General features: G+C 50.8%; 11 protein-coding genes. 2 read left to right on the forward strand and 9 right to left on the reverse strand.

The features are described 5' to 3' along the window. Window positions 1–5: 5 nt before the first annotated feature. A complete protein-coding gene (gene cof / locus SK36_RS15700; RefSeq protein WP_045440571.1) occupies window positions 6–824 on the reverse strand; it encodes an HMP-PP phosphatase in 819 nt (272 codons plus the stop codon). 270 nt (window positions 825–1094) lie between these two features. Between cof and SK36_RS15705 the strand changes: the two genes are divergently transcribed. Further along, a complete protein-coding gene (locus tag SK36_RS15705) occupies window positions 1095–2795 on the forward strand; it encodes an SgrR family transcriptional regulator (RefSeq protein WP_048221944.1) in 1701 nt (566 codons plus the stop codon). Window positions 2796–2859: 64 nt separating this feature from the next. Continuing rightward, window positions 2860–3555: a 7-cyano-7-deazaguanine synthase QueC gene (gene queC, locus SK36_RS15710; protein ID WP_045440563.1), complete on the forward strand. Its 696-nt coding sequence runs from the start codon at window positions 2860–2862 to the stop codon at window positions 3553–3555. A 99-nt stretch (window positions 3556–3654) separates the two neighbouring features. Here queC and fadM read toward each other — a convergent pair whose 3' ends face one another. From fadM to tig, 8 genes are all read right to left on the reverse strand, one after another. Beyond that, complete coding sequence (gene fadM / locus SK36_RS15715; protein ID WP_045440562.1) at window positions 3655–4053, reverse strand: long-chain acyl-CoA thioesterase FadM; 399 nt, start codon at window positions 4051–4053, stop codon at window positions 3655–3657. 252 nt (window positions 4054–4305) lie between these two features. Then, a complete protein-coding gene (locus tag SK36_RS15720; protein WP_045440561.1) occupies window positions 4306–4680 on the reverse strand; it encodes a helix-hairpin-helix domain-containing protein in 375 nt (124 codons plus the stop codon). A 146-nt stretch (window positions 4681–4826) separates the two neighbouring features. Further along, window positions 4827–6701, reverse strand: coding sequence for a peptidylprolyl isomerase (ppiD, locus tag SK36_RS15725; RefSeq protein ID WP_045440559.1), 1875 nt, complete (start codon window positions 6699–6701; stop codon window positions 4827–4829). Between the two features lie 202 nt (window positions 6702–6903). Then, the gene (hupB, locus tag SK36_RS15730; protein ID WP_219352570.1) at window positions 6904–7194 is read right to left on the reverse strand and encodes a nucleoid-associated protein HU-beta; all 291 of its coding nucleotides are present in this window, start codon (window positions 7192–7194) and stop codon (window positions 6904–6906) included. A 190-nt stretch (window positions 7195–7384) separates the two neighbouring features. Further along, complete coding sequence (lon, locus tag SK36_RS15735; protein ID WP_045440556.1) at window positions 7385–9739, reverse strand: endopeptidase La; 2355 nt, start codon at window positions 9737–9739, stop codon at window positions 7385–7387. 184 nt (window positions 9740–9923) lie between these two features. Continuing rightward, window positions 9924–11198 carry an ATP-dependent protease ATP-binding subunit ClpX gene (gene clpX / locus SK36_RS15740; RefSeq protein WP_045440553.1) on the reverse strand — a complete coding sequence of 425 codons (1275 nt, stop codon included), beginning with the start codon at window positions 11196–11198 and terminating at the stop codon, window positions 9924–9926. 252 nt (window positions 11199–11450) lie between these two features. Continuing rightward, complete coding sequence (clpP, locus tag SK36_RS15745; protein WP_003021624.1) at window positions 11451–12074, reverse strand: ATP-dependent Clp endopeptidase proteolytic subunit ClpP; 624 nt, start codon at window positions 12072–12074, stop codon at window positions 11451–11453. 247 nt (window positions 12075–12321) lie between these two features. Further along, window positions 12322–13620 (reverse strand): trigger factor, encoded by a 1299-nt coding sequence (tig, locus tag SK36_RS15750; protein WP_048221945.1) that lies wholly within the window; start codon window positions 13618–13620, stop codon window positions 12322–12324. Between the last annotated feature and the right edge of the window lie 334 nt (window positions 13621–13954).

The following is a 13954-nucleotide window of genomic DNA, read 5'->3' on the forward strand; positions in this document are numbered from 1 at the left end:
ATCTCTCATTCGGGGGAATAAGGTAGATGCGGATTATCCAGCCAATGCGTCAAAAAGTGAGATACAGCCTGATTGCGGCAATGCCCAATCACCGATAAATGAGGAAGTTCAGCAATCAATTGCGGCATGGCGTTCCCCATAATCAGCCCGCGCCCGACGCTGCCCAACATTTCACGATCGTTCATGGCGTCACCAAATGCCATGCACTCTGCCATCGAAAAACCTAAATGATCACTCAACACCGCCAGCGCGGAGCCTTTATTGCAGCCCAGCGGCAGAACCTCCAGACAATCTACGGCGGAAAAACAGAGATTTGCCTGCTCGCCCAGCACCTCATTTAATTGAATGCGCAGGCGGATGAGATCGTCATGATCGCCGCAGAAACAGATCTTCGTTACCTGATGGGCCGGAATTCGTTTCACATCAACTATCTGATAGCGAAATCCACTGTATACATGCGCTTTCAGGATCGACGGGATCTCTTGTCCGGTAAACCAGCCGTTATCGTTGAAGACATGCATGCTGGCCTGCGTATCCCACACATGATGCAGGAGAATATCAGCCACAGCGGGGTTCAGATCCTGACGGTGAAGTACATCGCCTTCCAGCGAATGAATGCGCGTCCCGTTGCCCGTTATCAAAAAGGCATCCAGCGAGATCGTACCTAAAATATGGCGCATCTCCAGGACATGGCGACCGGTGGCAAACGTCAGAGTGATATCGCGTTCACGCAGGCGTGCCAACGTTGAGAGCGTTTCATCACCTAAATGGTGATTCGGCATCAAAAGGGTGCCATCCATATCAAACGCAGCCAGACGAGCCATTTCTTTCTCCACACTGTGACGCAGTTAACTTGTGCTTCAGTATCACCTGAGATATACGGAAGTAATAGTGAATAGATAAAACAAATTGTTCCGGGTTTCTTTACACAACATCATTCGAGAAGCATCGAGGCGGCAAGTGAAGGAATTCCCAGGAACATATATTCCAGTATGTGACAGGGGCGGAGCAGATTTGAACTCTACCTGTAGCGGCCCCTTAAGGGGCGGGTAATGTGCAGCCAACAAAGAGGCAGCTTGAATGATGAAGTATAAATGCGACTTTTAAATCGCCTGAACCAGTACCAACGCCTCTGGCAGCCGTCGAGCGGAGAACCCCAGTCGGTCACCGTTGGCGAACTGGCTGAGCGATGTTTTTGCAGCGAGCGCCATGCAAGAACGTTACTGAGACAGGCGCAGGATGCCGGATGGCTGATATGGGAAGCACAGCCCGGGCGCGGAAAACGGGGCCTGTTGCGCTTTTTGGTAACACCCGACTCACTGCGCAACACGATGATGGAACAGGCATTACAAAAGGGAGAACAACTCAGCGTACTGGAACTGGCCCAGCTGGCCCCCGGAGAGTTAAGAACTCTGCTGCAACCGTTTATGGGGGGGCAGTGGCAAAACGATACACCGACATTGCGTATCCCCTATTACCGCCAGCTTGATCCGCTACATCCAGGCTTTCTCCCCGGTCGTGCTGAACAACACCTCGCCGGGCAGATATTCTCTGGCTTGACCCGCTTTGATAGTTATACCCAACGCCCCTGTGGAGATTTAGCTCATCACTGGGATATCTCCGCCGACGGCCTGCGCTGGGATTTCTATATTCGCTCCACGCTGTACTGGCATAATGGTGATGCGGTAAATACTGCACAGCTACATCAGCGCCTGTTAATGCTGCTCGAACTTCCTGCGCTCAATAAATTGTTTATCAGCATTAAACGCATTGAAGTAACGCATCCTCAATGTCTGACCTTTATTCTCCATCGTCCTGATTTCTGGCTGGCGCACCGTCTGGCAAGCTACAGCAGCCACCTTGCCCATCCTGAACAGCCACTCGTCGGCACCGGTCCGTTCCGGCTGACGCTGTTTACACCCGATCTGGTACGCATAGAGAGCCATGAGCACTATCATCTAAACCATCCGTTACTGAAAGCTATTGAATACTGGATCACCCCGCAACTTTTCGCCCAGGACCTGGGTACCAGCTGTCGTCATCCGGTGCAAATTGCGATTGGTAAACCTGACGAGCTTGCCATGCTAAGTCAGGTTAGCAGCGGGATCAGCCTCGGATTTTGCTATTTGACGCTGCGGAAAAGTTCTCGTCTGAACACGCTCCAGGCTCGCCGGTTGGTCAATATCATTCATCGTTCTTCCCTGTTACAAACTCTTGATGTGGATGAAAATCTCATTACCCCAAGCAATGCGCTGTTGCCAGGGTGGACCATCCCACAATGGGATAACCAGGACGAAGTACCACTGCCGGAAAAACTGACATTGGCCTATCACCTTCCGGTTGAACTGCACGCCATGGCCGAACAGCTTCGCCAGGCGCTGGCAATACTGGGCTGCGAATTAACGCTGATTTTTCATAATGCGAAGAACTGGGATGGCGACCATCCTCTGGCCCAGGCTGACCTGATGATGGGTGACAGGCTAATTGGCGAGGCGCCAGAATATACCCTCGAACAGTGGTTGCGCTGCGATCAGCTATGGCCGCATGTTTTGGACGCTCCAGCGTTCTCCCATCTGCAAGCGACGCTGGATGCACTGCAAATTCAGGCTGATGAGGGCCATCGACACGCGGCTTTACAACAGGTTTTCGCCAGCCTTATGAATGACGCCACGCTAACGCCGCTGTTCAATTATCACTATCGCATTAGCGCTCCACCAGGCGTAAATGGCGTACGCCTGAACCCACGAGGCTGGTTTGAGTTCGCCGAAGCCTGGCTCCCACCCCCTTCAGTGTGAAGAAGCTGGTCGGCGCCACGCCCAGGCGCTACCATAGGATTTTTGTTATTTGTCAGGAAAAGCCATGAAACGTGCCGTTGTAGTATTTAGTGGAGGTCAGGACTCCACCACTTGTCTGGCGCAAGCGCTGCATCAGTATGATGAAGTGCACTGCGTGACCTTTGATTATGGTCAGCGCCATCGCGCTGAGATTGATGTCGCACGTGACCTGGCCTTAAAACTTGGTGCCCGTGCACACAAAGTCCTTGATGTCACGCTGCTCAGCGAACTGGCTGTCAGTAGTCTGACCCGGGATAATATTCCGGTTCCGGATTATGAACCGGATGCTGACGGCATCCCCAATACCTTTGTGCCAGGGCGCAATATTCTGTTTTTAACGCTGGCGGCTATTTATGCTTACCAGGTGAAAGCGGAGGCTGTCATTACCGGCGTCTGCGAAACCGATTTCTCCGGTTATCCGGATTGTCGCGATGAATTTGTCAAAGCGCTGAACCATGCCGTTAGTCTGGGGATGGCAAAAGACATCCGCTTTGAAACCCCGCTGATGTGGATTGATAAAGCTGAAACCTGGGCGCTGGCCGATTACTGGGGCAAACTGGATCTGGTGCGTAATGAGACACTGACCTGCTACAACGGAATTAAGGGCGACGGTTGTGGTCATTGTGCCGCCTGTAATCTGCGCGCTAACGGTCTGAACCATTATCTGGCGGATAAATCCGAGATTATGGCTGCAATGAAGCGCAAGACCGGGTTAAAGTAATTTTTGAATTGAGCCGGATTGCGGCATAACCGCCTAATCCGGCTTACAAATAATGAACTTCTGGGCCTGATAAGAAAAACGCCATCAGGCAACCGACAATTACTGCACCATCTGCTCCAGCTTTTCTCGCAACTCTCCTTCCAGCGGTAGCGCTTTCTGAGTTTTCAAATCAATGCAGACAAAAGTAATTAACGCATCGGCTACGACCTGCCCTTCCGGCTCCAGAGTGATTGTCTGGTTTAAAACTCCACTTTTTCCGTTTAACTGTTGTACCTGGCTGGTTATGGTCAGCAGATCGCTCAGCACAGCAGGACGCCGGTAGTTAATATTGATGTTAACCACCACAAAAGCGATGTTGTGTGCGGTCATCCACTGAAAGCTATCACTGTTTTCAAGACCGTCCCAGCGGGCTTCTTCCAGAAACTCAAGATAACGGGCATTGTTGACGTGCTGATAGACATCGAGATGATAACCACGGACTTTAATCTGTGTTTGCATAGCGCGGGAACCCTAATTTTTTTATAAGAACATACTCTAAGGATTTCGAGTTGCAGGACAAAACACGCTGTGTTTTGAACAGCGCTTGCGCTGGCCCCTAAGAGGGAGGTCGCAGACCGAGTAACGCAGCAAGCGTATAATTCGGGCAAGTGAGCGTAACCAACACATCTACAGCTTGAAAGGCGACGAGTATAGAGGTCATAACTGGTATGACCTCTATAGTCTGGCAAATTTTTGCCACTGCGCAAGTTATTAAAGTGTTAAAAATGCCAGATTACGTTCCACAAGTGAACTTCCCATTCCCGGCACCTGCTTTAAATCATCGACGGTTTTAAACGGTCCGTACTCCTCCCGATAACTGACTATCGCCTGCGCCTTCTTCAATCCCACACCATTCATAACCCGCGCTAAATCCTCCGCAGAGGCTGTATTGATACTTACCCTGGTGCCTTCATCATCGCTGGATTTTGCCGGTGCAGTTGCTTTTCCATGCGCCGCACCAGAGGTATCTGCTTTGGTCTGGGTCATCTGACTGTTTGCGACAGGTTCCGCCGCCAGCGCACTTTGTGTCATACCCACACAAGTCAACGAAAGGGTAATAAGCAGTGCTTTGATTCCATGTTTCATACTGTTTGCTCCTTGTTTGTTAACAGTAGAGTCACGATAGCGAGGTGAAGAACAGCAGACAAATAGCAAATATCAGAAATGGAAAAGGCCGCGAAAGCGGCCTTTGGGGAATACAACTTTTTGCAATTTTTTGCGAAGAGCCTCGGTTACTGCTGCTGTTCCAGCGCATCACCGACTTTAATTTTTGCAGCTTTACGCAGGTTGCTCATCAGCGCTTCGAAGACAATCTGTGCGTTATTCTGGGTAATCCCCTGAACCATCGCTTTCTTCTGCTGCTCAGGCATAGAACCCGCTTTCACTTCTTCCAGTGCCAGCAGAACTACATTGCCCTGCATATCGTTCGCCACACCGTAGCTCGGCTTGTCTTTCGCTGGCAGCCCCAGGCCAAATGCAGCCTGACTCACGGGATCCTGGCCAGTTCGGCTCAGCGTCTTCTCTTCGCCGAAGCTAAGACCGGCTGCTTTCATTGCTTCATCACCTTTACCGGCTTTCAGCTCAGTCAGCAGTTTGTCTGCATCCAGTTTCGCCTGTTGCTCAGCTTTATTATGCTTAACGAGCGCGATGACCTGCTCTTTCACATCCGCCAGTGGCTTAACAGCCTCTGCTTTATGCTCCGCAATACGCAGCACAAACGCACGATCGCCATCCACTGTGATGATGTCAGAGTTACTGCCCGGAGAACCATTCTCACCAATCAGACCACCGTTAAAAATGATGTCAGAGACAGGTTTGAAATTCAGCTCTTCCGGCAGGGTGTCACGGCTAAACCAGCCCGTTTCGACCGCTTTCATGCCAGCAGCCTGCTCAGCCCCCGCCAGGGATTCGTTATCGTTACTTGCAGCATCGCTCACTTTCTGTTGCAACGCATAGTAAGCATCCAGCGCTTTTTCCTGCTTCACTTTCGCCGCGATATCATCACGCGCTTCGCTCAGAGGTTTAACCTGTGCTGGCTGGATATCGTCCAGGCGGGCAACGAGGAAACCAACCGAAGATTTGATCACACCTGACAGCTGACCTTTTTCTTTCAGGCCAGCATTTTTCAACTCATCCGGCGTAGTAGATTCTTCCAGCCATCCCATATCACCGCCGTTACGGGCAGAGATAATGTCGGCGGATTTTTCTTTGGCCAGAGCGGCAAAATCGCCGCCTTTGTTCAGCGCATCCAGTACCGCTTTGGCTTCATCTTCCGTTTTAGTCTGAATGATGCTGTAACGGCTACGCTGAGGTTGGGTGAACTGATCCTGATGCTGGTCATAGTAAGACTGAATATCAGCATCGCTGGCTGTTTCCTGCATTGCTGCAGCATCCAGCTTGATGTAACTCACACGGAACTGCTCCGGCGTCATAAAGCGATTTTTATTCTGCTCGTAGTAGCTGGCTACTTCCTGGTCGGTCACCGATTGCTTCGCAGCAAGGGCGTTGACGTCAATCGTCGCTTCACGCACGACACGTTGTTGTGCGACCAGCGCCGCCAGCTCATCCGTTTCACCTTTCAGCATGAAATCTGTCCCGGCAACGCCGTTGATCAGTTGCTGCGTGGTGAGCTGGTTACGCAGTGCCTGAGCATACTGGTCTGCAGTCATCCCCATCTGATTCACAATCGCGTTGTAGCGGTTGTTATCAAATTTGCCATCAACCTGGAAAGCAGGAGTAGCAAAAATAGCCTGTTTAACCTGCTCGTCGCTGATGCTGAGCTTAAGCTCACGGGAGTACTGATCCAGTAGAGCCTCGTCCACAAGACGATTCAACACCTGCTGACGCAGCGTTTTCATGTAGCCTTCGTTTGCCGCCAGTTCAGAGTACTGATCGCCCAACTGCTGCTGCATGCGATTACGTTCGCTGTTAAACGCATTCTCAAACTGCCCGCGGCTAATTTCCTGGCCATTCACTTTTGCGGCGTAGTTGTTGCTTCCGCCAATCAGGTAACCACTCACGCCGGTCAAAATGAACGACACGATAATGATACCGAAAATAATCTTGAGCACGAGACTGTTAGCAGCCGTGCGTAAGCTGTCCATCATGGTGTAACCACACTCCGCTGTAGGTGACTGTATACCTCACGCAGCATAGCGTTTTCTGAACGCTGCGCGGAAAGGTCTATTGTGACAAGAAACAGGGGCAATTGTCAGCCCACAACACGTAGAAAGTCCCGGAATGGGAAATAAAAAAGGCACATCAGTTGATGCGCCCTTGTACTTTGTCACATCCCCAAGGGGATCACTCTTAGTTTACCGCGTCTTTCAGTGCTTTACCTGCACGGAAACCCGGTACTTTTGCCGCGGCGATGGTGATCTCTTTACCAGTTTGCGGGTTGCGACCAGTACGGGCAGCACGCTCTTTAACGGCAAAAGTACCAAAACCTACCAGCGCTACGTCATCACCCTCTTTCAGAGATTCGGTAACAGAAGCAATAATTGCATCTAACGCACGGCCAGCCGCAGCTTTAGAGATATCAGCCCCTGCAGCAATTTTGTCGATCAGTTGAGATTTATTCACTCTTCTCTTCCTCTTTATAATTTATATCGCACCTGAATCCTTCAAAGTGCGAACGCGCAGCAGTTATATCAGGCCTGCCATGCCCTTACAACACCCGTTAATGATGGCAGACCTAATCCGTCATCTAAATTAGCTATACAAAAAAAGGCTGGCAAGTCCGAAATGACCTGCCAGCCCTGTTTTTATTAGTGCTCTTTGCGCGAGGTCACTATTTTGCCGCTACAACCTGCATTCCAGACGGTTCATTTTGCAGTGCGAGAGTCAGAACTTCCTCAATGCGTTTCACCGGATGGATGTCCAGATCGGCAATTACGTTGTCCGGAATCTCTTCCAGGTCACGTTTGTTTTCATCTGGAATTAAGACCGTTTTGATGCCGCCACGGTGTGCTGCCAGCAATTTTTCTTTCAAACCACCGATAGGCAGAACCTGACCACGCAGAGTGATCTCGCCGGTCATTGCTACATCTGCACGCACCGGGTTACCAGTCAGACAAGACACCAGCGCAGTACACATGGCAATACCCGCACTCGGACCATCTTTCGGTGTTGCCCCTTCAGGTACGTGGACGTGGATGTCGCGTTTTTCGTAAAAATCCGGATTAATGCCCAGTTTTTCCGCACGCGCACGAACCACGGTCAGCGCTGCCTGAATGGATTCCTGCATCACTTCACCCAGAGAACCTGTGTAGGTCAGCTTGCCTTTACCCGGTACACAAGCGGTTTCAATGGTCAGCAGATCGCCACCTACTTCCGTCCATGCCAGCCCCGTAACCTGACCAACGCGGTTTTCGTTGTCCGCACGGCCGTAGTCAAAGCGCTGTACCCCCAGGTAATCATGCAGGTTATCGCCATTGATTTCGATATGCTTCAGTGACTTATCGAGCAACAGTTGTTTAACCGCTTTACGGCACAGTTTGGAGATTTCACGCTCCAGACTACGTACGCCTGCTTCACGAGTGTAGTAACGAATAATGCCCACAATGGCGCTATCGTCGACCGTCAGCTCGCCTTTTTTCAGCGCGTTACGCTCAATCTGCTTCGGCAGCAGGTGACGTTTGGCGATATTCAGCTTCTCGTCTTCGGTATAACCGGACAGACGGATCACTTCCATACGATCCAGCAACGGCGCCGGAATGTTCATGGAGTTAGAGGTCGCAACGAACATGACGTCGCTGAGATCGTAATCCACTTCCAGGTAGTGATCGCTGAACGCCACGTTCTGCTCTGGATCCAACACTTCAAGCAGTGCGGAAGCCGGATCGCCACGCATGTCGGAAGACATTTTGTCGATCTCATCAAGCAGGAACAGCGGGTTTTTAACGCCCACTTTGGCCATTTTCTGGATCAGTTTACCCGGCATCGAACCAATATAAGTCCGGCGGTGACCACGAATTTCAGCCTCATCACGCACGCCGCCCAGCGCCATACGAATGTATTTACGCCCGGTCGCTTTAGCGATGGACTGGCCCAGAGAGGTTTTACCCACCCCCGGCGGTCCAACCAGGCACAGGATCGGCCCCTTGATTTTGTTCACACGGCTTTGAACCGCAAGATACTCGAGAATACGGTCTTTCACGCGCTCCAGACCGTAATGGTCGGTATCAAGGATTTCCTGCGCCTGACGCAGGTCTTTTTTGACCTTGCTACGCGCATTCCACGGAACCTGTACCATCCAGTCGATGTAGCCACGTACTACAGTCGCTTCTGCCGACATTGGAGACATCATTTTCAGCTTCTGCAGTTCAGCTTCCGCTTTCTCTTTTGCCTCTTTCGGCATTTTCGCCGCGTCGATCTTACGTTTCAGCGCTTCGTTTTCATCCGGCGCATCGTCCATCTCGCCGAGCTCTTTCTGAATGGCTTTCATTTGCTCGTTCAGATAGTACTCACGCTGGGACTTCTCCATCTGCTTTTTAACGCGGTTGCGAATGCGTTTCTCAACCTGCAGCAGATCGATTTCAGATTCCATCATCGCCATCAGATATTCCAGACGTTCGTTAACGTCGGACATCTCCAGCACGGACTGTTTGTCCGCCAGCTTCAGTGGCATATGGGCAGCGATGGTGTCCGCCAGACGCGCAGGATCGTCAATGCTGTTAAGCGACGTCAGCACTTCTGGTGGGATTTTCTTGTTCAGCTTGATATAGCCTTCGAACTGGCTGATTGCGGTCCGCACCAGCACTTCCTGTTCGCGCTCATCAATGGCTGGCGAATCAAGGTACTCCGCTTTCGCAGAGAAATGCTCGCCGTTATCAGACAGCGCAGAAATACGCGCGCGCTGTAACCCCTCGACCAGCACTTTTACGGTGCCGTCAGGCAGTTTCAGCATCTGCAAAATAGAGGCCACGGTCCCGACGGTGAAAAGATCGTTTACACCCGGCTCATCCGTTGAAGCTTCTTTCTGCGCGACCAGCATGATTTTTTTATCATGGTCCATAGCCGCTTCAAGGCAACGGATAGATTTTTCCCGCCCTACAAATAAGGGTATGACCATGTGCGGATAAACCACCACATCGCGCAACGGCAATACGGGGATTTCAATGCGTTCAGAACGCTCAGGATTCATAGAGCTCTCTCTTAGTTTAGTGTCCGCCAGGTAATCGGATGGCATTGCTGTGCTTCATACCACCTTTAACATGTATGTCAGTATATGGGGATGTTTCCCACACATTCAACGCCATGTTTACGGAAAAATAAAAGGGGAGATAAAATCCCCCCTTTTTGATTAACCGATTGTATAAAATGGTTAATTATTCACCAGATGCCTGCTGTGCTTCCGGCTTACCGTAAATCAATAACGGCTTGCTTTGGCCACTGATCACGGACTCGTCGATCACTACTTTTTCGACGTCTTCCATAGAAGGCAGATCGTACATTGTGTCGAGCAGCGCAGCTTCCACGATAGAACGCAGACCACGGGCACCGGTTTTGCGCGCCATCGCTTTTTTAGCAATCGCATCCAGAGCTTCTTCACGGAATTCCAGATCGACACCTTCAAGATTGAACAGCGCCTGATACTGTTTGGTCAGGGCGTTTTTCGGTTCTTTCAGGATCTGGATCAGCGCTTCTTCACTCAGTTCGCTCAGAGTTGCCACAACCGGCAGACGACCGATGAATTCAGGGATCAGACCAAACTTGATCAGATCTTCCGGTTCGACCTGCGACAGCAGTTCACCTTCGCTGGCTTTATCAGACTGGGCTTTTACCGTCGCACCAAAACCAATGCCGGAGCCGGTTTCAACACGGTTAGCAATCACCTTATCCAGCCCTGCGAAAGCACCACCGCAGATAAACAGGATCTTAGAGGTGTCAACCTGCAAGAACTCCTGCTGCGGATGCTTACGTCCCCCCTGAGGCGGAACTGCAGCAACTGTCCCTTCGATCAGTTTCAGCAGCGCCTGCTGTACGCCTTCGCCGGAAACGTCACGCGTAATAGACGGGTTGTCTGATTTACGCGAGATTTTGTCGATCTCATCAATATAGACAATCCCGCGCTGCGCTTTCTGTACGTCGTAATCGCACTTCTGCAACAGTTTCTGAATGATATTTTCAACGTCTTCACCCACATAACCGGCTTCGGTCAGGGTGGTGGCATCAGCCATAGTGAACGGAACATCCAACAGGCGCGCCAGCGTTTCAGCCAGCAGCGTTTTACCGGAACCCGTCGGGCCAATCAGCAGGATGTTACTTTTGCCCAACTCGACGCCATTGCTGGTGTCGCCATTGCGCAGACGTTTGTAATGGTTGTATACCGCGACCGCCAGCACTTTCTTCGCCTGTTCCTGACCGATAACGTAATCGTCCAGGTGGTTGCGAATTTCGTGTGGCGTCGGCAGCGCACTGCGTTCACGGTGCGGTGCTACTTCCTTAATCTCTTCGCGAATGATGTCGTTACATAAATCAACACATTCGTCGCAGATATACACGGATGGACCGGCAATCAGCTTGCGCACTTCATGCTGGCTTTTGCCGCAAAAAGAGCAGTACAACAATTTGCCCGAGCCATCTTTGCGTTTATCTGTCATGGGTCAAAACCTCTTCTTTGTTCTTTGTGCCGCACACGACGACGCAAATGCCATTCTCAGGCGCAAGGCCGCTTGTCAGCGTTGTGCCGCCCTTCATTAGTATATACACAAAATCATTCGAGCTACATCGAGGCGGCAACTAAGCAAATCCCCGGCCGCTTACATAAGTAAGTAACAGGGGTAAGCACTGGCAGCCTACAAAGAGGTAACTTTAAGGATAAAGTGTGTAGCGGCACACCTGCACCTCAGGCATCAATTACGATGGGTCAAAATCGAGTCGACCAGACCATACTCCACCGCTTCAGAAGCGGAGAGGAAGCGATCGCGCTCAGTATCACGCTCAATCTGCTCAAGAGATTGACCCGTATGGTGCGCCATAAGTTCATTCATGCGCCCTTTCACTTTCAGAATTTCACGGGCATGAATTTCAATATCCGTCGCCTGGCCCTGGTAACCGCCCAGAGGCTGGTGGATCATGACGCGAGAGTTAGGCAGGCAAAAACGCTTACCTTTTGCCCCTGCAGTCAGCAGGAACGCGCCCATTGAGGCCGCCTGGCCCATACAAATGGTGCTGACGTCCGGCTTAATAAACTGCATGGTGTCATAGATAGACATCCCTGCGGTAATCACCCCACCCGGGGAGTTGATGTACAGGTAGATATCTTTTTCCGGGTTTTCCGCTTCCAGGAACAGCATCTGCGCCACAATCAGGTTAGCCATATGGTCTTCGACCTGGCCAGTCAGAAAAATAACGCGTTCCTTAAGTAGACGAGAATAGATATCAAAAGAGCGCTCACCACGTGAGGTCTGTTCAATGACCATCGGCACCAGCGCCATATGGGGTGCAAAGTTATCTCGTTCGCCGCTGTATGACATTTCCGTCTCCTGGATAAAATTTGAAAAAACCTGCTGTGCTGATTGTAACCTTATGGACGGATTATCAGCTAGTCCCTCTGTAATGGGTACGACATCGCCATAATTCAAGCATAACAATCTTTTGTTGTAACGCTAACACTGAAACGCTGTTTTCGCACTCTTCCCATGCAAAATCCATGACAAAAAAAAACCCGCCACCTGAAGGTGACGGGCTTGCGTATATATTTCGTGCTAAAAAAGCGACGAATTACGCCTGCTGGTTCATCAGCTCGTTGAAAGAAGTGGCTTTTTCAGTCACTTTCGCTTTCGCCAGAACCGCTTCAACAGCCTGTTCTTCCAGAGCGACGTTGCGCATGTTTTCCATCAGCTCTTTGTTTTTGCTGTAGAATTCAACAACTTCTTTCGGATCTTCGTAAGCAGAAGCCATCTCTTCGATCAGGCCCTTAACACGCTCTTTGTCAGCTTTCAGCTCATTGGTACGAATCACTTCGCCCAGCAGCAGGCCAACAACTACGCGGCGTTTAGCCTGTTCTTCGAACAGTTCACGCGGCAGTTCCAGAGCTTGTTTCTCGTTGCCACCAAAACGCTGAGCAGCCTGACGACGCAGAACATCGATTTCGTTGTCAATCAGAGCAGCAGGAACGTCGATGTCATTGGCTTTCACCAGACCTTCGATCGCCTGAGTCTTAACGCGGTTACGCACGGCACCTTTCAGCTCGCGTTCCATGTTTTTACGCACTTCAGCGCGCAGACCGGCAACGGAACCATCTTCAACGCCGAAACGTTTGATGAATTCTTCAGTCAGTTCCGGCAGTTCACGTTCTTCAACTTTTTTCAGGTTGATAACGAATTTAGCGGCTTTACCTTTCAGGTTTTCAGCGTGGTACTCTTCCGGGAAGGTCACGTCGATAGTGAACTCTTCGCCAGCTTTGTGACCTTTAACACCTTCTTCAAAGCCCGGGATCATACGACCCTGGCCCATCGCCAGTACGAAATCAGATGCTTTGCCGCCTTCGAACTCTTCACCGTCTACAGAACCGGTGAAGTCGATGGTTACACGGTCTTCTGCATCAGCAGCGCCGTCTTTGTCTTTCCAGGTTGCCTGCTGCTTACGCAGGGTGTCCAGCATAACGTCAACGTCAGCGTCGGTCACTTCAACAACTGGTTTTTCAACTTCAATAGCTTCCAGACCGGTCAATTCAACTTCCGGGTATACTTCGAATTCTACCGCGTAAGTGAAATCTTCACCCAGTTTGTATTCGCCCGGAACGTAGTTCGGTGCGCCAGCCGGATTAATTTTTTCTTTAATGATTGCGTCAACGAAGTGACGGCTCATCAGGTCACCCAGAACGTCCTGGCGAACAGATGCGCCATAACGCTGAGCAACAACATTCATCGGTACTTTTCCCTTGCGGAAACCGTCAATACGCACTTTCTTCGCTACGTTGACCAGCTCGCTTTTCACAGCGGTCTCGATGCTGTCAGCAGCGATAGTAATCGTTACACGGCGGCCAAGGCCTTGAGTGGTTTCAACTGAAACTTGCATCTTGTTACCTCAAAAAATCACAGTGCTCGGTCAACTCTTCTCCGCAAGCACAGGTTGTTGGCTTCGCGGAACCGGGATGTTCTCATAATCAATCACATTCCCTGTCGTCAGAATCATCCCGAAGACATTCCGAAAAATAAGACGCGCATTATAGCGGCATCACTTTTATGAGTCGAGAACGGTTATCGCGCGTTGCTGCGGCTTTTTTCACAATTCCCGGCTAATTTTTGTCTGAATACTATACGGCTCGCTCAGAATTCAGACAAAACAAAACGGCCCGTAGGCCGTTTTCACATAATCTGTAGCAACATACTGGAAAAGCGCCGGTTGTTGC

It is taken from the genome of Citrobacter sp. MGH106 (genome assembly GCF_001037495.1).
Taxonomy (GTDB): domain Bacteria; phylum Pseudomonadota; class Gammaproteobacteria; order Enterobacterales; family Enterobacteriaceae; genus Citrobacter; species Citrobacter murliniae.

Excerpts from the sequence above, each read along its gene's own strand:
- cof (WP_045440571.1), bottom strand. The coding sequence starts at position 824 with ATGGCTCGTCTGGCTGCGTTTGATATGGATGGCACCCTTTTGATGCCG.
- SK36_RS15705 (WP_048221944.1), top strand. The coding sequence starts at position 1,095 with ATGCGACTTTTAAATCGCCTGAACCAGTACCAACGCCTCTGGCAGCCG.
- queC (WP_045440563.1), top strand. The coding sequence starts at position 2,860 with ATGAAACGTGCCGTTGTAGTATTTAGTGGAGGTCAGGACTCCACCACT.
- fadM (WP_045440562.1), bottom strand. The coding sequence starts at position 4,053 with ATGCAAACACAGATTAAAGTCCGTGGTTATCATCTCGATGTCTATCAG.
- SK36_RS15720 (WP_045440561.1), bottom strand. The coding sequence starts at position 4,680 with ATGAAACATGGAATCAAAGCACTGCTTATTACCCTTTCGTTGACTTGT.
- ppiD (WP_045440559.1), bottom strand. The coding sequence starts at position 6,701 with ATGATGGACAGCTTACGCACGGCTGCTAACAGTCTCGTGCTCAAGATT.
- lon (WP_045440556.1), bottom strand. The coding sequence starts at position 9,739 with ATGAATCCTGAGCGTTCTGAACGCATTGAAATCCCCGTATTGCCGTTG.
- clpX (WP_045440553.1), bottom strand. The coding sequence starts at position 11,198 with ATGACAGATAAACGCAAAGATGGCTCGGGCAAATTGTTGTACTGCTCT.
- clpP (WP_003021624.1), bottom strand. The coding sequence starts at position 12,074 with ATGTCATACAGCGGCGAACGAGATAACTTTGCACCCCATATGGCGCTG.
- tig (WP_048221945.1), bottom strand. The coding sequence starts at position 13,620 with ATGCAAGTTTCAGTTGAAACCACTCAAGGCCTTGGCCGCCGTGTAACG.